The sequence below is a fragment of the Leptolyngbya sp. BC1307 genome (assembly GCF_002286735.1).
Lineage (GTDB): Bacteria > Cyanobacteriota > Cyanobacteriia > Phormidesmidales > Phormidesmidaceae > Phormidesmis.
Genome location: NZ_NRTA01000024.1, coordinates 43,454 through 62,741 on the forward strand (window position 1 = coordinate 43,454; position 19,288 = coordinate 62,741).

Genomic DNA, 19,288 nt, shown 5'->3' on the forward strand with positions numbered 1-19,288 from the left:
GCAGTAGGCATTGGGCGGGCGCTAGTTGTGGTAGAGCTGAGCAATGTCGGTGATAGATAGCTTGGATTGGCCGCCGAGGGTGAGGGGCGATCGCTCTCCTTTCTCAAAATGCTCAACCGCTGCGCAGGCAATCATCGCGGCATTGTCGGTGCAGTACTTGAGCGGGGGAAACAGCACTTTTAAATGACGATTAGCGGCTGCTGCCTGCAGTTCCCGGCGCAAACCGCTGTTGGCCGCTACGCCACCGCCAACGACGATAGTAGAGAGGCTATGGTCTTGAGCGCAGGCGATCGCTCGCTTCACCAATGCCCGCACGACAGTCGACTGAAAGCTAGCGGCAATATCAGCTACCGGCAATTCGCCCCCATTTTCATTTTTTTCAGTCTTCAGCTTTTCAGTCAGTCGCAGCACCGCTGTCTTCAGCCCGCTAAAGCTGGCGTCATAAGGATGGAAGCCGCCCTCGGGCAACGAAATCTTTCCCTCTGGCAAAGCAAAGGCTTTGGGATTACCCGTTTGCGCCAATCGATCAATCACGGGGCCGCCGGGATAACCTAAGTCCAGCAGCCGCGCCACTTTGTCAAAAGCTTCACCCGCCGCGTCGTCACGAGTCTTACCCAAAATCACGTAGTCTCCAGCGCCCCGCACATGTACAAAGCTGGTATGTCCGCCAGAAACCAGCAGGCACAAAAACGGCGGATTTACAGCCGCATCGCTCAAATACGAGGCGTAGATATGGCCTTCTAAATGGTGAATGCCGAGGAAGGGCTTGCTGTGTACCATTGCCAGGGTTTTTGCAGCGGTGATGCCCACCATGAGCGCACCGACTAGACCCGGGGCGCAGGTGGTGGCTACTGCATCAATGGCAGACCAGGGGAGATGCGCTTCGGTGAGGGCCTGTGCGATCGCCACCCCAATAGCGCTCACATGCTCTCTAGAGGCGATCTCAGGCACCACCCCGCCATAGCGCCGATGCACTTCAATTTGCGAGGCCACGACACTGCTCAGGACCTGCCGACCCTCAACAATGGCAACTGCTGTTTCATCGCAGCTAGTCTCTATGGCTAAAACAGTACTCATTGGCTTGGCTCTTTAGGTAGATTTGTAGCAGAGGATAAATTTACTTTTTTAGGTATTTTTTGAGCCGCTGCGGGCAAGTGTGTCGGGATGTAAAGCCTTGCCATGCTTTCTTTACGGGATTTCCGACTGAGGAGTATGATTACCTAAAAGCTGGGCTGAGCTTGTAGGTCTTCATTCATTAAGACTTAATCAAAATATAAGTTAGCCTACGTCTTTTTAATCAAATGAGAGGAAACCGATTTATGAGACGATTGTTTGCTCTGGCTTTAGTTCTTTGTCTTTCCTTGGGGTTTGCCTCTCCGGCTACCGCAGGCATTGCAGGTGACGATGTGTCAGGTCTAGTGCCCTGTGGCGAGTCAGCCGCTTTTCAAAAGCGCGCCGCTGCTGCGGCAACTGATTCCGATAAGGCTCGCTTCGAGTTCTATGCCAACACTAGCCTTCTGTGTGGCCCTGAAGGACTTCCCCATCTTGTCGTAGACGGCGATCTTGCCCATGCTGGCGAGTTTCTAGTTCCTAGCGTTCTATTCCTGCTGATTGCTGGATGGATTGGCTGGGCCGGTCGTTCTTATGTGATTGCCGTCCGCGAGACTAAGTCTCCTGAAGAGAAAGAGGTCATCATTGATGTGCCGCTAGCTATCAAATGTTCGCTAACTTCACTGACCTGGCCTCTGTTGGCTTTTAAAGAGATTACGACGGGTGAGATGTTTGCCAAGCGCGAAGAGATTACGGTCTCACCTCGCTAGCTGTCTTAGCTGATTTTAGTCTGGGCTACTTTTGATCTGGCCATCCGTTTTTGATCGCTTGCTTTTCAGCAGTAGAACAAAAGACGAGGTGCATGAATAAGGTACATAGAGGCCGGTTGATGAAGTAGCCAATTTGTTGTCTATTGCTCCACAGGAGGAGTTCTTATGAGCAGTAATTTCTTGAAGTATCTTTCAACAGCGCCAGTGCTAGCGACCGTTGTGACGATCATTGCTTCTGGCATCATTATTGAGATCAATCGGTTTTTTCCTGACATGCTGCTGTACCCGCAGTAGCGGCTGTACCCGCAGTGGCGAGCACACTTGGCGGGTTTTTAACATTTTCGTAGCGTGTTGAGTAAGTTTGGAGAACCCATAATAAAGATATGCCGACATCATCACAGTTTATTAAACCCTGGTCTGGCGATCCGCAGATTGGCAACCTGGAGACCCCGTTAAATTCATCGGGTCTGTCAGAAGCATTCATTAGCAACCTGCCTGCCTACCGTGAGGGGCTGTCTCCTCAGCGTCGCGGGTTAGAAGTAGGGATGGCCCATGGCTATTTGCTATATGGCCCATTTTTCTTGCTAGGGCCGCTAAGAGATACTGACGTACCTGCGATCGCTGGCCTGCTGGCCTCAGTTGGCCTAGTGATCATTTTGACCGTTTGCCTCTCGCTCTATAGCGGTGCTAACGTCAGCCCCGCCATCTCTCGTAACACTCTGCCCTATAAGCCGCCCGAAGGGCTGAGCACCGATGAGGGCTGGAGTGAGTTTGCTGGCAGCTTCCTGATTGGCGGTATTGGGGGCGCGGCCTTTGCCTACCTGCTATCAGCGAATTTGCCGTTGATATCTGGTCTGATGGCAGGCGCTCAGTAGCGTCTGACCATTATCTGATTTGGGTGGGCATGGCCTACTGATTGAATTGGAGTAAAGAATCCCCTGTCTGGTCACTTGGCCTGCAGGGGATTCCTTTATGTTTAGATATTTGGCGTTGGGCAGTTTGTCTTTGGGTTGCAGATTAGAGAAAGGCGACTGTAAAGCTACAGCTCTTCTGAAAAAATCGCTCTAGAATAGTCATGTTTTAACCGTAGCTTAGCCTCAGGCGACTTTTCATGGATATTGGTGTTCCCAAAGAGATAAAGGACCAGGAGTTTAGAGTGGGGCTGAGTCCTGCGAGTGTGAAGGAACTATGCGATCGCAATCACCAAGTGGTCGTCGAGACCCAAGCGGGCATCGGAGCCGGGTTTGGCGATGAGGACTATGTAAAAGCGGGGGCTAAAATTGCGCCTGATGCAGCGACGGCTTGGGCGCAGGCAATGGTGGTGAAGGTCAAGGAGCCGCTAAGCGCCGAATATGGCTATATGCGCTCAGAGCAGCTGCTGTTTACCTATTTGCATTTGGCCGCTGGCAGAGAACTCACTGAGAAGCTGATGGCGAGCGGGGTGAGTGCGATCGCCTACGAAAGCGTCGAACACAAGGGCACCCTGCCGCTGCTAATGCCCATGAGCGTGATTGCTGGGAGGCTGTCAGTACAGTTTGGCGCGCGTTTTTTAGAAAAGCAGCAGGGCGGGCGCGGTGTGTTGTTAGGTGGCGTCCCGGGAGTCGCTGCGGGTAGCGTTGCTGTTTTGGGCGGCGGCGTGGTCGGCACTGAAGCGGCGAAAATGGCCGTTGGGCTAGGCGCGCAAGTCACTATTATCGACATCAATATAGAGCGACTGTCGCAACTAGAAACGCTCTTTGGCTCTAGAGTAAATCTGCTGTATAGCAACAGCGCCAACGTCGCTGCCGCCGTTACCGCCGCTGACTTGGTGATTGGGGCGGTGCTGGTACCGGGTCGCAAAGCACCGACGCTGGTAACTCGTGAGATAGTCGCTCAGATGCGGGCGGGCTCGGTGATCGTCGATGTGGCTGTCGATCAAGGCGGCTGCATTGAAACGCTGCGAGTAACCTCCCATAGTGAGCCGGTGTATACAGAGTCTGGGGTGGTTCACTACGGCGTGCCCAATATGCCAGGCGCAGTGCCCTGGACAGCCACTCAGGCGCTGAACAATAGCACCTTGCCCTACGTTTTACAGCTAGCTGAAGGTGGTTTGACCGCGCTCAAGAGTAGCTCTGCTGTCGGCAAAGGTTTAGCGACTGGCCTCAACGTTCATAACCATCGGCTGGTACATCCAGCTGTACAAGAGGTCTTCCCAGATCTAGCGGCTTAGTGCTGTTAGGTCTGCGCGCCTGCTGGTCTGAGCTAGAGCACTTTTTCTCCGCCTGCTTCAATAGCTTCTAGCTTGTCCAGGCGGATGATGGTGTCATTTTCTAGCTTGCAGTAGTCTGCGCCGTCTTTGGCATAGACATCGACGATTTTGCTTTCTACGTCTACTTTGTCACCAGCTTCGTTGCGGTAAGCGATTTGGCTGGTGCGGTGGAGAGTGGCGATTGCCTCTAGCTTGTCATATAGCTCGCAGCTCACAGGCGTATAGTCGCTCATAATTATCCTAATCGTATCGTTCTGATGCAGACTAGCACAGGTCATTTGCTGCCGAACTCTGCCCGTGGTGGGGCGCTAATCTTATGTGCTAATCTTGCGTGCTAACCGTGAGCACTTGAGGCGGCGTGGCATCCGGCGGATAGAGAAACTGAAAGTTAACGTTGCGCTGTTCACCGGGGGCAAGCGTAATTTCTATCAGCGGCTGACCTTGCTGCCCCTGGCTTTGCTCTAGATACGTGTAGTAAGCGCGAGACCTGCCATCGTCTTCTCTATAGATAAACAGCGCCGTCCCTCGAAAGAAAATGCGAGAACTGGGTGAGGTGTAAAACTGAAGCGCATCGCTCAGATTGTCGTTTTGTAAAGGCGTCTGTACAGACAGTGACACCGTTTGCGCACTGCCTGTATTGTTGGTCAGCGGTAGGTCCAGGTTATATTCGACGCCATAGTTGCCGTTAGCACGATAGGCCGTGTCCGAGTAGCGAGCGTCAATCGGCGCGCTTTGAATCTGGCCAGTGCCAAACGTATTGCGCTCCAGGGTGCTGAGCCCGTAGGAAAACTGCTCGCCTGGCTTGGGAATCGCTAGCTGGTCGCTCCGACCATCAGTCAGGGTTGCTTTCCACTGCGAGCCCCGAGCGACGCCGGAGACCCGGCCATAGCGAAAGGGATTAGCGCGGCTGCCCGGCTGGCTGGGCGGCTGGTCACGAGGGGTCGCTAGCCGCCCCCGGAATAAGACCTGTTTCCAATCTTCTAAGCTCGGAACGCGCTCTGTGCCATTGACCTGAGGGGCATGCATGGCCAAACTCGCCACATAGACCGGGCCGCTGCTGTGCAACCGCACCAGGGTAGAGCGGCCGTTCAGCCGGGGGCCTTCTCCCGATGAGACGCGAACGGGTGCTGGCAAAATCTCGCTGCCGGGGGGTAAGCTGCCATCGGTAGCCACGCTCAAGCGACGTAAGGGAATGGGGGCGTTTAAGAGCAGGCGGCTTTCACCAGGCGGGAGGGTGAGCTGATCGGGTAGAGGAGACTGACGGCGATCGCGCAGCACATCGTTCATCACCCGGCTACCCGGCCCAGAAAAATTATTGCTATACAGGTTAGAGCTACCTGAGGCGATCTGATTCCAGGGAGACTCCTGGCTAATTTGAGAAGCGCCTTCTCGCACAGAGAGCGTCACCGGGCGACTGCCAGGGTTATGAACGATAATGCCTTCGTATATCGTTCGCGTATCGGCATCGTCCTGGCCTCGGGCCACGTGATGAGAAAAAATATCAAAGCGACCGTTAAAAGCGTAGTCAAGGTGAGCTTCGGGCGCACTCTTACCTCGGGAGGGAAAAGTAGAGAGCAAAATGCCATCAGACTCAATGATTTCGGGGCTGTTGCTATTGAAGACTGGGACGCTGTCTAAGCCACCGGGTAGAGGGCGCACCTCTTGCGGAATCGTGATGAGGGTACTCTCGGCCTGAGCTGTCAGCGGCGCGCTTTCTATCGGTTCAGCCCAGGGCAGTGAAGTGTCGGCTGAAAGTGGGGTAGCCAGAACGTTAGCTAGTGACAAAAAAGAGAGTAGCGAAAACATTAATTCCAGAAACCTGCTCAAACGTACAGACCGTTCGGCAAGGTGTACAGAAGATCAGACACCCGGTCAAACGGACGGATAAGACCATATCACTGCAGGTGAACAGCTCGCAATTGGAAGTGGACAGTTAGGGTCAGTCGTGCCAGCAAAAACGCTGGTTCGGCAAACTTAGCGCCCAGTAGCGCTTAAACCTGGAGGGCTACCTTTATGAATCTTCTATTTCCCTAAAGTTGTATTCAAAAGGAAGCACGCGCCTCTTAACCCTGACCCACTAGGGTTCGCGTCGAGTTACCTCATTTGCGCCAGCGGCTAAAACGGCAGTACCAAATACCAACGTGGTTACCCCATTGATTAATAATCCGATGCCTATCCATAAGCCCAATATCCAGGGGGCGTTCAGAGGCCACTGAGACCAGATAAAAATGCCTAAAATAATCATCAAGATGCCATTGAGCAAAATCCATCCCCATCGGGACGCAGGCTTCACTCTAAAAGCGAGAAAGACGCGAAAGATGCCGTCTACGAAAAAGAAAATGCCGATCAGCAAAGTCAACGAGACTGCGCCAGCCAATGGATTGAACAGTAGCAAAGCGCCCACGACTATGTACAAAACACTGAGGATGAGCCGGAGTGCAAGAGTGCCACTACTGCGATGGTGCCGAAAAGCATCAACCGCCTGAACAATGCCGCCAATAACAAACACCCAGCCCAAAAATATGCTGACTGCAACCCCTGCTAGCAAAGGACTGGCGATCGCCAAAATCCCCAATATAATCATGACAGCGCCTAAGCCAACTACCCAGCCTGACCCTCGCTTAACTTGTTCACGGCTTTCCACTTTTCATCTCCTTTTTCTGGCTGTCAGCATTCGACTTGCGCTTGTTCTGACGATTAGCGTTATGGAGCGTAGTTCTAGAGCCCTCTAATCAAACCCGGCGTTCCTATTATGTAAAGTATGTAAAGTCAACCTCAAATTTCATCCCTCTAAATCTAGAGAGCAGCCTGCGCTAGCTCTCTCCATAAACCAATGATAAGTTGCAAATGAATTTCAAAGTAGTTAAATCTTGGCTAAGCAGTCGCTCAGACAATTTTCTGGACAGCTCGCGCAGGCAAGGGATGTAGCTTTGCAGATAATGACCACATCAGGACGGTTTGAGGAGATACCAGGTCTCTACTTCGGCATCTCCCGCTTGAAAATCGGGACTGAGATACACCTCGAAGGGGCTGTCTTGGGTTTGGCGGGGCCGGGCGGCGATCGCAGCGCTGAAGGTGCCGCGCACCCGGTAGACATCCCCAGAGAGACGATTGGACAGGGAATCACCTAGCGCTTTTTGCAATGTCGGGCCGGACAGCTTTTCACGTTCAGAAACTGCTAGCTGTTTGATTTTAAAGTTGGGCTCAAGCTCAGCTGCGCTCGGCTGACCTAAGGCTTGGGTGATGGTCTGCTGCGTTTGGGTGAGCTGCTGAGCGATCGCTAACTTAACAACCTGATCGGGCGGCAGCTGATTGAGCAAACCGCAGCCGGTAAGAGCAAACATCGCCAAACACGCCAGCAGCAGTCCTACTACCTTACGGCTATGCCACTGCCTGGTGATTTGCGATATTTTCTGAGCGAATAACAACATGGGTTTTCCTCACTAAGGTTAGGCCAAATACTAGAGGCTAGATGCGGTCGCTTGTTCAAAAAACAGATATAGAAAAGACAATCTACGCAGATAGGACAGCGGGCGCGTGATGGGTGTGCCAGTGGCGAGCAATATCCACTCGGCGGGCAATCCAAACCTGGTCGTGCGTTTTCACATAGTCTAAAAATCTAGCGATCGCAGCGGCTCTGCCGGGGCGTCCGGACAACCGACAGTGTAGGCCGACGCTCATCATCTTAGGGGCGGTTTCGCCCTCGGCATAGAGCACATCAAACGCATCTTTGAGATAAGTAAAAAATTGCTCGCCTGAGTTAAACCCCTGATAGGTGGCAAAGCGCATATCGTTGTTGTCTAGCGTGTAGGGAATGACCAGATGGGGCTGGCCATAGTCGTGATTCCAGTAGGGCAAGTCATCGGCGTAGCTGTCGGCATCGTAGAGAAAGCCACCGGTTTCAACCACCAGGCGGCGGGTGTTGGGGCTCACACGACCCTGATAAAATCCAAGCGGACGACTGCCCGTTACCCGAGTGTGAATGTCGATGGCGGTTTGAATGTGCGATCGCTCCATTGCCTCACCCGCATACTGATAGTCAATCCAGCGATAGCCGTGACTAGCCACTTCCCACCCGGCTGCCACCATTGCCGCCGCCACGTCCGGGTTGCGCTCCAAAGCCATCGCCACCGCATAAACCGTCAGCGGCACATCCCGCTGGGTAAACAGCCCGTGCAGCCGCCAAAACCCGGCCCGGCTGCCGTACTCATACATCGACTCCATATTGATATTGCGAACGCCCAGCAGCGGCTCAGCGCCGATCGTCTCAGATAAAAAGGCTTCCGAAGCAGCATCCCCATGCAAAACGCAGTTTTCGCCTCCCTCTTCGTAGTTAATGACAAACTGCAGCGCTAGCCGGGCGTCATTGGGCCAGCGAGGGTGCGGTGGATTTTGGCCATAGCCAATCAGATCTCGGGGATAGCTGGAAGACATCGGAACGATCACCTAAGGGTTAGTGCAGTTGGGTCAGGGCTGACTAAAATTATTGCATCCCACGATGGCACTCTACGAGGGCACTTGTCCGATGATCTCGCCTGACTACAGCATCAGGCCCATGACTCGCCCTGATTTAGACTTGGCGATAGATTGGGCAGCAGCGGCAGGGTGGAACCCTGGCCTATACGATGCCGATTGCTTTTATGCTGCTGACCCCACCGGTTTTTTGATGGGCCAGCTAGCAGACGAACCGATTGCCGCGATCTCGGTCGTCAAATACGGAGCCACCTTTGGATTTTTGGGCCTGTATATCGTGAAGCCAGCCTTTAGGGGGCAGGGGTACGGTCTGCAGCTTTGGCACGCTGGGCTTGAGACCCTGAAAGGACGCAATGTAGCGTTAGATGGCGTCGTGGCTCAGCAGGATAACTACATCAGGTCTGGATTCCGACTAGCCCACCGCAACATTCGGTATCAGGGAATCCGTCCGACCCAGCTGCCAGATCTGCCACCCAGCGTTCAATCTTCCCTGGTCTCGCTAGCCTCGCTGCCCTTTAGCACCGTCTTAGAGTACGACCAAGCCGTCTTTTTAGCAGCGCGATCCGCCTTTCTCAAATGCTGGCTAGCTCAGCCTGGAAGCCACGCCATCGGCTTAGTCCATCATCAAAAACTAGCCGGTTACGGCGTAATGCGACCTTGCCGAGAAGGATACAAAATTGGCCCCCTCTTTGCAGACACGCCAAGCTTTGCAGAGGAAATTTTTCTCGCCCTAATTGCTCAAATTGAACTCGGCAGCACGTTTTACTTAGACGTACCCGAGCCCAATTCACCAGCCGTTACCCTAGCCGAGAGATATGGCCTAATCAGCGTCTTTGAAACCGCTAGGATGTACAACCAGCAGATACCCCCGCTACCGCTAGATCGCATATTCGGCGTGACCACCTTCGAACTAGGTTAGCGTCAGCGACAAGGGCTGAAGAATCCTCTAATGAACGGGCTGCGAGTAAGGGTAAAACCTTTGATATCGAACGTATCGTCGGTTGCGACCAGTCGTTGGGCGACCAATCGTTGGGCGAATAGTTATCGAATAGTGGCTGCGGCTAGCGCTATCAGCATTGGGCGCAGGGGATGGATAAAGCTGGGCGCGGTTTGGCGGGGAGACCAGGACGCCATTCACATAGACAGCAGAGCCCACATTAGAGACCACCTCAACGGCTACTGCTGGCGATCTGACCTCTGCGGTGGTGCGAGGTTCGGTGGTGCGGGATGAAGCGGGGCGATCGCTGCTCACCTCAACCTCACGACAAAGACTTGCCAAGCTCACCCGAACATCATTCTCCCATTCGACATAGCAGGTATCAGCGGGCACCGCCGTCGCCGCCTGCTGTGCCAGGGCCGCCGTCGTCAAAAAAAGCAGCGAGACGGTAGCCGTCCCTAAGCTGATAAAAAATTTCATGCGCGCTATTGCGATTGGTGACAGCCAAAGCAAGTCAAGGGTTAGCTAGTGCGTCATCAGGCCACTTAAATTAAGCTATTTGACCGGCTCGCTCTAGCACTGATTTAAATCATAGAGCATCCGTAGAATCACTGTGCTAAAAACCCGCTAAGGACATGCCTATGTTGGCGCGGGGATCATTACTTCATACATTTGCGGCGCGGCTGGCCCTGATCGAATTTTGAAAACGTGTTTATCATGACCAGTAGTAGGACCAATAGATAGGCGGCTGATTTTAACCTGGGGTGTCTATGCTGCTAGAGGTTGCTATGCCCGATAGCGCAATCATCCCTTCTTTAAGACCTCAGGTAAAACCCAGTTATAAAAACTTCAGCTAAAAACTTCAGCTCGGGTATAAGCCGCCCGACAGGCCCAGTTAGTTCAGGCTCTCAGGAGAAACCAGTGTTCGAGAATTTATTGCCCCCATTGAACGATCACAATCTGCCCTATCCCGACACGATTCATCCGATTGTGGTGCACTTTGTTATCGCTATGGTGCTGTTTGCCGTCATCTGCGATGGGGTTGGCTACTTTACCAAAAATGCTCAACTGCATGAGGTGGGCTGGTGGAATATGGTCTTTGCGACCATCTCTATTTTTATCGCGATTCTGTTTGGCCAGGTGGAAGCGGGATTAGCCATGCCTTACGCGGCAGCGGTGGGCGACCTCAACCTGCATACTTTGCTGGGTTGGTCGCTGTCGGGCATTTTGGCGGCGATCACCGGCTGGCGCTACATCATTCGGCTCAATTCACCGGGATCGTTACCCAAGGCTTACATGGGTCTGAACGCGGTGCTGACGCTGCTCGTCGGTTTTCAAGTTTACTTGGGTGACAAGCTGGTGTGGGTGTACGGTCTGCACACAGAAGCGGTTGTTGAGGCAGCGCGAGGAGGTCTGCTGAAATGATGATGTTTGGCTTAGCAGGCAACAATGGCCTCCCTTACGGTATCCCGATCCATCCCAATCTGGTGCATCTGACGCTGGGGCTGTTTATTGTGGCGATCGCCTTCGACATCGTCGCCGCCCTTTACCCACTAGAAAAGCCCATTTTCAAATTTCTGGCAATTCCGGTCACCAGCTCTGGCCTTTACGATGTGGGCTGGTTTAACCTGGTCGCAGCTGCCATCATCACCTTTTTTACAGTCGCGGCTGGGTTCTACGAAATTTTGCTGGCCGATCCGCCAGATGACATCGTGAGCCCCTGGGGACTCAACGCCACCGACACCATGGTATGGCACGGCCTTGGCGGTGTTTTGCTGCTGGCGCTGATTGTCAGCATGACGATTTGGCGAGGCTTTCAGCGCTACTCATGGCGCGAAGATCGGGCTAGGCAGGTGCAGTGGAGCTATCTGGCTGCTGGGCTGTTTATTTTTGGGCTGATGTTTGCCCAGGGGACACTAGGTGCCCATTTGGGCGGTGATTTCGGCGTTCATGTGACCGCCGACCGGCTGATTCGAGCGGGGATCAATCCTAACGAGCAGGTACCGGGCACGCCACCAGCCGAGGTACTGACCCAGCCACGGGTCGTTGGGCCAAGGGATTTTGGGCCAAAAGGTTAGCCCAGAAAATTAGTTTAGAGAATTAGTTTAGAAAATGAAACCTAGAGAGTCGAGTGAATACTGAGAACGAGAGGACAAGCGATCTAAACCGGGTACTCAATCGGCGCAGGATTATGGGGCTGGCCGGGTTAGCGACTGCAAACCTAGGCATTAGTTACTGGATGGGCCAGCAAGCCTACAAATGGATGCCGACCCAAGCCTCCGCAGAATCGGTGCTAGTCGATAAGCTTTTTAGCTTTATGACCGCCGTTGGCACCTTTATTTTTATCGGGGTGGTCGGGACGCTGTTGTATTCCATGGTCTTTCAGCGAGCAGCCAAGTACGACCCTACCGATGGCCCACCGATTGAAGGCAATCTTTGGCTGGAGATCGTCTGGACAGCGGTTCCTATTGTGCTGATTATCTGGATTGGGTCGGTTAGCTACAACACCTACGATCAGATGAGCCTATTGAGCCCCTTTGCTCCGAGGGAGATGAAAACGGCGGGCACCGTGCCTGGAGACAAAAAGGAAAAAGTGCCAGGCGATACCGAACCGACCAAAAACTGGCCGCCGATTGAAGTACATTCACGGCAGTGGTCCTGGGAGTTTCGCTACCCAGAGGACGACGTTAGCAGCACCGAGCTACATCTGCCGATAAACCAGCGAGCCCGCTTCAAACTGACATCAGAAGACGTATTACACGGCTTTTACATCCCCGCGTTTAGGGTGAAGCAAGACATTATTCCCGGCAGGGAAATTGACTTTTCGTTCACACCCATTCGAGCAGGTCGCTACCGCCTGCGGGATTCGGCCTATAGCGGCACCTACTTCGCCGACAACCAAACCAATGTCGTCGTCGAATCGGAAGAAGACTATGAGCAGTGGCTGTTAGCTGCTGCCCAGATGCCGCCCGCCGCCGCCGAAAATGTGGCCGATGAAGCCTTTAGCCGCGCTGCTGAAGGCTCGATTAGCTTGGGCTGGGCGACTGTGAAGCCTGCCCCCGCACCCATTGTCAACTACAGCAGTTCAGTGAAGGATTCTTATGAGTAATGCATCTTTGGAGGTGAAGCCGCCTGAGGCGCAGCCGGTTATGCAGCCCGAACCGGGCGCACCGGATAACTGGCAGCGGTTTTTCACCTTCAGCACCGACCACAAGGTCATCGGTATTCAGTATATTGTCACGGCCTTTACCTTCTTTTTGTTTGGCGGGCTGCTGGCGATGGTGATGCGCGGCGAGCTGATTACGCCCGAGGCAGATCTGGTAGATCGCACGGTCTATAACGGGCTCTTCACCATGCACGGCACGATCATGCTGTTCATGTGGACCTTCCCGATGCTGAACGGGCTGGCGAACTATCTGGTGCCGCTGATGATTGGGGCGAGGGATATGGCTTTCCCTCGGCTGAACGCCGCTGCCTTTTGGATGGTGCCTGTGTTCGGCGTTATTCTCATTACCAGCTTTTTTATCCCCGGTGGCCCCTCTCAGTCGGGCTGGTGGGCCTATCCGCCCGTGAGCTTGCAAAACCCGACCGGCAATTTGATCAACGGTCAGGCGATGTGGCTAGTGGCGGTAGCGCTGTCGGGTGTGTCCTCGATTATGGGCGCGGTGAATATTGTCACGACCATTTTTAGAATGCGCGCTCCCGGCATGGGCTGGTTCAAGATGCCCGCCTTTTGCTGGACGGTGCTGTCGGCGCAGATGATTCAGCTGATTGGCTTGCCTGCTCTGACGGCGGGCGCGGTGATGCTGCTGCTCGATCTCACAGTTGGCACGAGCTTTTTTGACCCGACTCGCGGCGGTGACCCGGTGCTGTATCAGCACTTCTTTTGGTTCTACTCTCACCCGGCGGTATATGTGATTGTTTTGCCGATCTTCGGCGTGTTTTCAGAAGTGTTTCCGGTGTATGCCCGCAAGCCACTGTTTGGCTACCGGGTGGTGGTGGTTTCTTCTGTGCTGATCACCGTGCTCAGCCTGATGGTGTGGGTTCACCATATGTTTGCGAGCGGCACGCCGGGCTGGATGCGGATGCTGTTTATGTTTACGACGATGGCGATCTCGATTCCGACAGGCATTAAGGTGTTTGCGTGGGTAGCGACGGTGTGGGGCGGTAAGCTGCGGCTGACTACAGCAATGCTGTTTGCTTTGGGCGGGCTGTCGATGTTCCTATTTTCGGGCATTACCGGCATCATGCTGTCTTCGGCTCCTTTTGATATTCACGTGAACAATACCTATTTTGTGGTGGGTCACTTTCACTATGTGATTAACGGCGCGGTGGTAATGGGCTTTTATGCGGCAATTTATCACTGGTTTCCTAAGATGACGGGGCGTATGTATTACGAGGGCTTGGGCAAGCTGCATTTTGCGCTGACCTTCATTGGCGCAAATCTGATCTTTTTGCCAATGCACCCGCTGGGTTTGATGGGAATGCCTCGGCGCGTGGCCTCTTACGATCCTGAGTTTGCTTTTTTGAATGTGATAGCGAGTCTGGGCGGCTTTTTGCTGGGCGTTTCGACGTTGCCTTTTATTTTGAACATGCTGAGTTCCTGGAATCAGGGAAAAGAGGCGGGGGATAATCCTTGGCGAGCGATTGGACTGGAGTGGATGGTGTCATCGCCGCCGCCGCATGAAAACTTTGAGGAGATTCCGATAGTGGTGTCGCCGCCGTATGGCTATGGCAGTGATGAACCGCTGGTGTCTAATAATCCTGCGGGTAAGCCTGTGGGAGAGACGATGGCAAAGCCTCTTAAAGGGAGAATCGCATGAGCAGCATCAACGTAGATCCTTCACTCGACGGCAAAGTCGCTCATCTAGAGCACGCCCATTTAGAATCCGAAGAAGACCATCGCATGTTTGGCTTCGTGGTCTTTCTACTGTCTGAAAGCATTATCTTCTTTAGCTTTTTTGTCGGCTACATCGTCTTTAAAACCGGTGCCGCAGATTGGCTTCCTGCCGGGTTTGAAGGATTAGAGGTAAAAGAGCCGCTAATCAATACGATAGTGCTAGTTTCGAGCAGCTTTGTAATCTACTTTGCCGAGCGCTTTTTGCACCGTGACAATCTGTGGGGCTTTCGGATCTTTTGGCTGCTGACGATGGCGATGGGCAGCTTTTTTCTCTACGGCCAGGCGGTGGAGTGGATGGGCCTGCCCTTTGGCTTTACCGATGGGGTGTTTGGCGGGACGTTTTACCTGCTGACGGGCTTTCATGGGCTGCATGTCTTTACCGGGGTGCTGTTGCAGGGCATTATGCTGGCTCGTTCGTTTATCCCGAACAACTACGCGGGCGGCGAGTATGGCGTTGCGGCGACTTCGATCTTCTGGCACTTTGTCGATGTAATCTGGATTATCTTGTTTCTCTTGATTTACGTGTGGCAGTAGCTCATGATTTTTGACGACCAACACTACGACGTGATCATTGTCGGTACGGGGGCGGGCGGCGGTACGCTGGCGCAAAAGTTGGCCCCGACTGGCAAGCGGATTTTGATCTTAGAGCGCGGGTCTCAGATGGCGCTTGGGGAACAGAACCGGGCGGATGTTGATGTGTTCAAAAAAGAGCGCTACCACGCCCCAGATCAGTGGTACGACGAGACAGGTGAGCCGTTTTCACCGCAGACGAACTATGCCATCGGTGGTAATACAAAGGTATACAATGCTTCGCTGATGCGGATGCGCGATCGCGACTTTGAAGCGGTTACCTACCAGGACGGTGTCACCCCCGAATGGCCCCTGAAATATGCCGATTGGGATCCTTATTACACAGCGGCAGAGCAGCTATACCAGGTGCATGGCGATGCCAAAGCTGACCCAACCGAGCCGACTCACAGCGCTGACTATCCCTTCCCCGCAGTCGGTCACGCGCCCGTGATGCAGCCGATTGTAGAGGCAATTCAAGGCAAAGGGCTCAGCGCTGCCCCGCTGCCAATGAGCCTGACTAAGCGAGAGGATGATCCGACTGGGGACGCGGAGGTCTTTGGGATTGATCGGGCGATCGCCCACCAAAACGTCACCCTCAAAGCCAACGCCCAAGTAGTCGCCCTGCACACCAATCCCACCGGCACCGAGATCAAAGGCGTACAGGCCGAGGTCGATGAGCAGCCGATGCTATTCACTGCCGATATTGTGGTGCTGGCCTGTGGCGCGGTCAACTCTGCTGCCCTGATGCTAATTTCTGCTAACGACCAGCATCCGCACGGACTAGCTAACAGCTCAGACCAGCTAGGCCGCAACTTAATGAAGCATCTGATGACGGTGATTGTAGAGCGGGGGGCAGCCAAAAACGACGGCAAATTTGCTCGCAGCGTCAGCATCAACGACTATTACTGGGGCGATGAGTACTACGATTTCCCCATGGGCCATATTGAAAACAGCGGCGGACTGCTGCAAGACATTATCTTTGCAGAATCGCCACCCCTGCTCTCAGTTCTGGCCCGCCTTCTTCCTGGCTTTGGTCTAAAAAAGCTGGCAACCGGCTCCATCGGCTGGTGGGCTCAAACCGGCGTGTTGCCCAAGGCCGAAAACCGCATCTATCTCAAGCAAAGCCGAAAGAAGAAAAAGCTACGCTACGAATTTACCCCCAACAATCTTGAAGCCCATGACCGCCTGGTGTATCGCTGGATGGGAGTGCTCAAAGAGCTAGAGGGCTCAGCGCTCGGTATGAGGCAGAGCACCGTTTACCCCCGAGGAGAGTCGCCCATCGAGGTAGTCGGCTACCAGTGCGGCACCTGTCGCATGGGACACGATCCAGCGACATCTGTTTTAGATATCAACTGCCGCACCCACGAAATCGACAATCTCTATGTAGTAGACAGCAGCTTTTTTCCCTCCTGCGCCAGCGTCGGCCCAGCCCTGACAGTGATAGCCAATGCGCTGCGGGTAGGGGAGCACCTGATAGAGCGGCTAAAAGCTTAGTAGGCTTTCATCTCTAGCGGTTGAACACACCTATGAAACGCCGTCAGTTCACGTTCTTCCTGGTAGGGCTACTCTCTACACTGTTGATCTTCGCTTGTAGTATCCGTGAACAGCCGGTGACTATTACGGTATCGGCAGCGGCGAGCTTGCAAGATGGTTTAGAAGCGATCGCTCCTCAATTCAGCACCGCCTATCCTAAAATCGCCGTAGACTACAACTTTGGCGCTTCCGGTGCGCTTCAGCGACAAATTGAACAAGGTGCCCCGGTCGATGTCTTTTTCTCTGCGGCGACTAAACAGATGGACGCGCTGGCCGACAAAGCGCTAATCCTACCTAGCTCTCGTCAAAACCTGCTCACCAACAGATTAGTACTGATTGCGCCCACCGCCTCTAACCTCAACATCACCAATCTTTCTCAGCTTAAAGACACCGACATCAGCCGCTTCGCTGTTGGAGAATTTCGCAGCGTCCCCGCCGGACAATACGCCGAACAAGTCTTTCAAAAGCTGGATTTCTTAGACGCCCTACAGTCCAAATTCGTCTTTGGCAACAATGTGCGCAGCGTGCTCTCTGCCGTCGAAAGCGGCAACGCTGACCTGGGCATGGTATACGCTACTGATGCGGCACTTTCTGAACGGGTCAAGGTAATCTTGACGGTGCCCGCCGACGCTCACTCGCCTATCACCTACCCCATCGCAGTCGTACAGAATTCGCCCAGTCCTGAAGCCGCTCAAACCTTTATTAATTTTCTCACCACAGAACCCGCTCAGGCAATCTTTCAAGCATTCGGATTTGGTCAAAGCTAGTACCCATTCCTCACTTCCCTATGCTCACCCTCTCACCGCTCTGGATATCTCTGCGGATTGCCGCGATCGCCACCCTGATCACCTGCTTTCTCGGTATCGCCGCCGCCCACTTCATGCAGCGCTACCGGGGTCGGGGGCGATCGCTCCTCGACAGCCTCTTTCTCGCCCCCTTAGTCATTCCCCCAACCGTACTGGGTTTTTTGCTGCTGCTCCTGCTCGGTAAAAATGGCCCATTGGGTTCGCTACTCTCCCATCTCGGCCTCAATATTGTTTTCACCTGGTATGCCGCAGTCCTAACGGCAACCGTTGTCGCCTTTCCGCTCATGTACAAAACAACCCTGGGCGCATTCGAGCAAATCGACAGCAACCTGCAACAGGCCGCCAGAACCCTGGGCGCTTCAGAACTCACCGTCTTTTGGCGAATCACTCTCCCTCTGACTCTACCCAGTCTTTTAGCCGGAACAACCCTGTCCTTTGCCCGCGCCCTCGGTGAATTTGGAGCCACCCTGATGCTCGCAGGCAACATCCCGGGCCGCACCCAAACGCTACCGATGGCCATCTACTTCGCCGTCGAAGGTGGCGACTTTCGCGAAGCTGCCCTCTGGTCATCAGCCACCCTCATTCTCTCTTTAGGCGCAATCATCCTCGTCAACCAATTCGCCACCCGCAAAACCCTTCTAAAAACACCTCCCCATTCCCCATTCCCCATTCCCCATCCCCCCCCGCACACGGCGGCTGAGCGTAGCCGAAGTCCCACTCCCCCCTGCCTCCAAGTCAACATCTGCAAACAACTCCCCGGCTTCACCCTCGCTGTCAACTTCACCACCGACGACCAGCACCCTCTCGGACTTCTCGGCGCATCCGGAGCCGGTAAAAGCCTGATTCTGCGCTGCATCGCTGGCATCGAAACGCCCGATGCGGGTCGAATTGTACTGAATGGCCGGGTACTGTTTGACTCTGGGCAAGGAATCGATCTGCCAAGCTGCGATCGCAAAGTCGGCATTCTCTTCCAAAACTACGCCCTTTTTCCCCACCTCACGGTCGCTCAAAACGTCGCCTTTGGTCTTCATAGCCATCCACTTCCCCCCTCCAAAATGGAAGCCGCCGTCAGCCAACAGCTCACCGCTGTTCACCTCAGCCCATTAGCTCAGCGATATCCTCACGAACTGTCAGGCGGGCAACAGCAGCGCGTAGCCCTCGCCCGGTCACTAGCCAACCAACCCGAAGTTTTACTCCTCGATGAACCCTTCTCAGCGCTGGATACCCACCTGCGTAGCCAAGTTGAACAGCAGCTCAAACTTCGACTTCAGAGCTATTCTGGTATTACCCTCTTAGTCACTCACAATTTAGAAGAAGCCTACCGAATTTGCCGTTCCCTCCTTATCCTCGAAAGTGGCCATGTAGCGGCCCATGCCCCCAAACACCGTATATTTGAGCAGCCTAAAACCGTGAGTATTGCCAGGCTCACAGGCTGCAAAAACTGCTCTACAGCGATCGCCCGTGGCCCCCACCAAATAGAGGCGCTAGACTGGCAATGCACGCTTACCACCGTCGAACCGCTTCCTACAAATCTCACCCATATTGGCATCCGCGCTCACCAAATAACCTTCCTCACTGCCTCAGCAGATGCGCCAAAGCCCAATACCTTTCCCTGTTGGCTAGCCGCTACGAGCGAAACGCCCCACCGCATGACTTTGTTCTTAAAGCTCAATGCTCCCGCTGACAGCGATCGCGATTATCACCTCCAGGCAGAGATCTTTAAGGAAAAATGGGCCACTATTAAAGACCAGGCTTTCCCCTGGCAAGTCGTTTTAGATCCGCTGCGGTTGATTTTGTTAAGCGATTGAAGACAAGGTTACTGAGAGAGATTGGCACTTAGTGAAACATGACAAAAAACAATAGCTATACTCTAAACGACTAAGAACTGGACATTTCCGGGATATTTAAGGTGAAATACAGTTGTCGCGTCTAATCCTCCTGAGAGATGATTACTCTAGAATTCACCGAAGCCGATATTGCAGCGCTTGATTATGAGCGCTA

Annotated in this window: 20 protein-coding genes; 13 read left to right on the forward strand and 7 right to left on the reverse strand. The window is 53.8% G+C overall.

Going from position 1 to position 19,288, the window contains the following annotated elements:
* Positions 1-21 precede the first annotated feature (21 nt).
* On the reverse strand, positions 22-1,077 hold the full coding sequence (tsaD, locus tag CKL79_RS13830; RefSeq protein ID WP_121970166.1) for a tRNA (adenosine(37)-N6)-threonylcarbamoyltransferase complex transferase subunit TsaD: 1,056 nt from the start codon (positions 1,075-1,077) through the stop codon (positions 22-24).
* A gap of 242 nt (positions 1,078-1,319) precedes the next feature.
* Here tsaD and CKL79_RS13835 point away from each other — a divergent pair, with 242 nt between their 5' ends.
* The 4 genes from CKL79_RS13835 (at position 1,320) to ald (ending at position 4,029) form a co-directional block, all read left to right on the forward strand.
* Positions 1,320-1,820, forward strand: a complete 501-nt coding sequence (locus CKL79_RS13835; protein ID WP_121970167.1) for a Photosystem I reaction center subunit III — start codon at positions 1,320-1,322, stop codon at positions 1,818-1,820.
* A 165-nt stretch (positions 1,821-1,985) separates the two neighbouring features.
* Positions 1,986-2,114 (forward strand): Photosystem I reaction center subunit IX, encoded by a 129-nt coding sequence (locus tag CKL79_RS13840; RefSeq protein ID WP_121970168.1) that lies wholly within the window; start codon positions 1,986-1,988, stop codon positions 2,112-2,114.
* 89 nt (positions 2,115-2,203) lie between these two features.
* Complete coding sequence (locus CKL79_RS13845) at positions 2,204-2,695, forward strand: photosystem I reaction center subunit XI (protein ID WP_121970169.1); 492 nt, start codon at positions 2,204-2,206, stop codon at positions 2,693-2,695.
* 236 nt (positions 2,696-2,931) lie between these two features.
* The gene (ald, locus tag CKL79_RS13850; protein ID WP_121970170.1) at positions 2,932-4,029 is read left to right on the forward strand and encodes an alanine dehydrogenase; all 1,098 of its coding nucleotides are present in this window, start codon (positions 2,932-2,934) and stop codon (positions 4,027-4,029) included.
* Positions 4,030-4,061: 32 nt separating this feature from the next.
* Here the strand turns inward: ald and CKL79_RS13855 are convergent, their stop codons facing one another.
* From CKL79_RS13855 to puuE, 5 genes are all read right to left on the reverse strand, one after another.
* Entirely contained in the window at positions 4,062-4,301 is a 240-nt protein-coding gene (locus CKL79_RS13855; protein WP_121970171.1) for a hypothetical protein, read from the reverse strand.
* An 88-nt stretch (positions 4,302-4,389) separates the two neighbouring features.
* The gene (locus tag CKL79_RS13860) at positions 4,390-5,874 is read right to left on the reverse strand and encodes a DUF3370 domain-containing protein (RefSeq protein WP_121970172.1); all 1,485 of its coding nucleotides are present in this window, start codon (positions 5,872-5,874) and stop codon (positions 4,390-4,392) included.
* Positions 5,875-6,145: 271 nt separating this feature from the next.
* Complete coding sequence (locus CKL79_RS13865) at positions 6,146-6,712, reverse strand: HdeD family acid-resistance protein (RefSeq protein WP_141242212.1); 567 nt, start codon at positions 6,710-6,712, stop codon at positions 6,146-6,148.
* Positions 6,713-7,016: 304 nt separating this feature from the next.
* Complete coding sequence (locus CKL79_RS13870; protein ID WP_121970174.1) at positions 7,017-7,499, reverse strand: hypothetical protein; 483 nt, start codon at positions 7,497-7,499, stop codon at positions 7,017-7,019.
* 82 nt (positions 7,500-7,581) lie between these two features.
* The gene (gene puuE, locus CKL79_RS13875) at positions 7,582-8,502 is read right to left on the reverse strand and encodes an allantoinase PuuE (RefSeq protein WP_121970175.1); all 921 of its coding nucleotides are present in this window, start codon (positions 8,500-8,502) and stop codon (positions 7,582-7,584) included.
* A 91-nt stretch (positions 8,503-8,593) separates the two neighbouring features.
* On the opposite strand from puuE, the gene CKL79_RS13880 reads away from it, so the two are divergent.
* A complete protein-coding gene (locus CKL79_RS13880) occupies positions 8,594-9,460 on the forward strand; it encodes a GNAT family N-acetyltransferase (RefSeq protein ID WP_121970187.1) in 867 nt (288 codons plus the stop codon).
* A 27-nt stretch (positions 9,461-9,487) separates the two neighbouring features.
* Here the strand turns inward: CKL79_RS13880 and CKL79_RS13885 are convergent, their stop codons facing one another.
* Positions 9,488-9,958, reverse strand: a complete 471-nt coding sequence (locus CKL79_RS13885; RefSeq protein WP_121970176.1) for a hypothetical protein — start codon at positions 9,956-9,958, stop codon at positions 9,488-9,490.
* A gap of 441 nt (positions 9,959-10,399) precedes the next feature.
* Here CKL79_RS13885 and CKL79_RS13890 point away from each other — a divergent pair, with 441 nt between their 5' ends.
* From CKL79_RS13890 to modB, 8 genes are all read left to right on the forward strand, one after another.
* Entirely contained in the window at positions 10,400-10,903 is a 504-nt protein-coding gene (locus CKL79_RS13890) for a DUF2231 domain-containing protein (protein WP_121970177.1), read from the forward strand.
* On the forward strand, positions 10,900-11,556 hold the full coding sequence (locus CKL79_RS13895; protein ID WP_121970178.1) for a DUF2231 domain-containing protein: 657 nt from the start codon (positions 10,900-10,902) through the stop codon (positions 11,554-11,556). Before CKL79_RS13890 ends, CKL79_RS13895 begins: the two co-directional genes overlap by 4 nt.
* A 113-nt stretch (positions 11,557-11,669) precedes the next feature.
* Positions 11,670-12,587 carry a cytochrome c oxidase subunit II gene (locus tag CKL79_RS13900; protein ID WP_121970179.1) on the forward strand — a complete coding sequence of 306 codons (918 nt, stop codon included), beginning with the start codon at positions 11,670-11,672 and terminating at the stop codon, positions 12,585-12,587.
* On the forward strand, positions 12,580-14,301 hold the full coding sequence (gene ctaD, locus CKL79_RS13905) for a cytochrome c oxidase subunit I (protein WP_121970180.1): 1,722 nt from the start codon (positions 12,580-12,582) through the stop codon (positions 14,299-14,301). The genes CKL79_RS13900 and ctaD overlap by 8 nt, the downstream gene beginning before the upstream one ends.
* Positions 14,298-14,912, forward strand: a complete 615-nt coding sequence (locus CKL79_RS13910) for a heme-copper oxidase subunit III (protein ID WP_121970181.1) — start codon at positions 14,298-14,300, stop codon at positions 14,910-14,912. The genes ctaD and CKL79_RS13910 overlap by 4 nt, the downstream gene beginning before the upstream one ends.
* A 3-nt stretch (positions 14,913-14,915) precedes the next feature.
* A complete protein-coding gene (locus CKL79_RS13915; RefSeq protein WP_121970182.1) occupies positions 14,916-16,442 on the forward strand; it encodes a GMC family oxidoreductase in 1,527 nt (508 codons plus the stop codon).
* 32 nt (positions 16,443-16,474) lie between these two features.
* Complete coding sequence (gene modA / locus CKL79_RS13920) at positions 16,475-17,248, forward strand: molybdate ABC transporter substrate-binding protein (RefSeq protein ID WP_121970183.1); 774 nt, start codon at positions 16,475-16,477, stop codon at positions 17,246-17,248.
* A gap of 20 nt (positions 17,249-17,268) precedes the next feature.
* Complete coding sequence (modB, locus tag CKL79_RS13925) at positions 17,269-19,095, forward strand: molybdate ABC transporter permease subunit (RefSeq protein WP_121970184.1); 1,827 nt, start codon at positions 17,269-17,271, stop codon at positions 19,093-19,095.
* Positions 19,096-19,288: the final 193 nt, after the last annotated feature.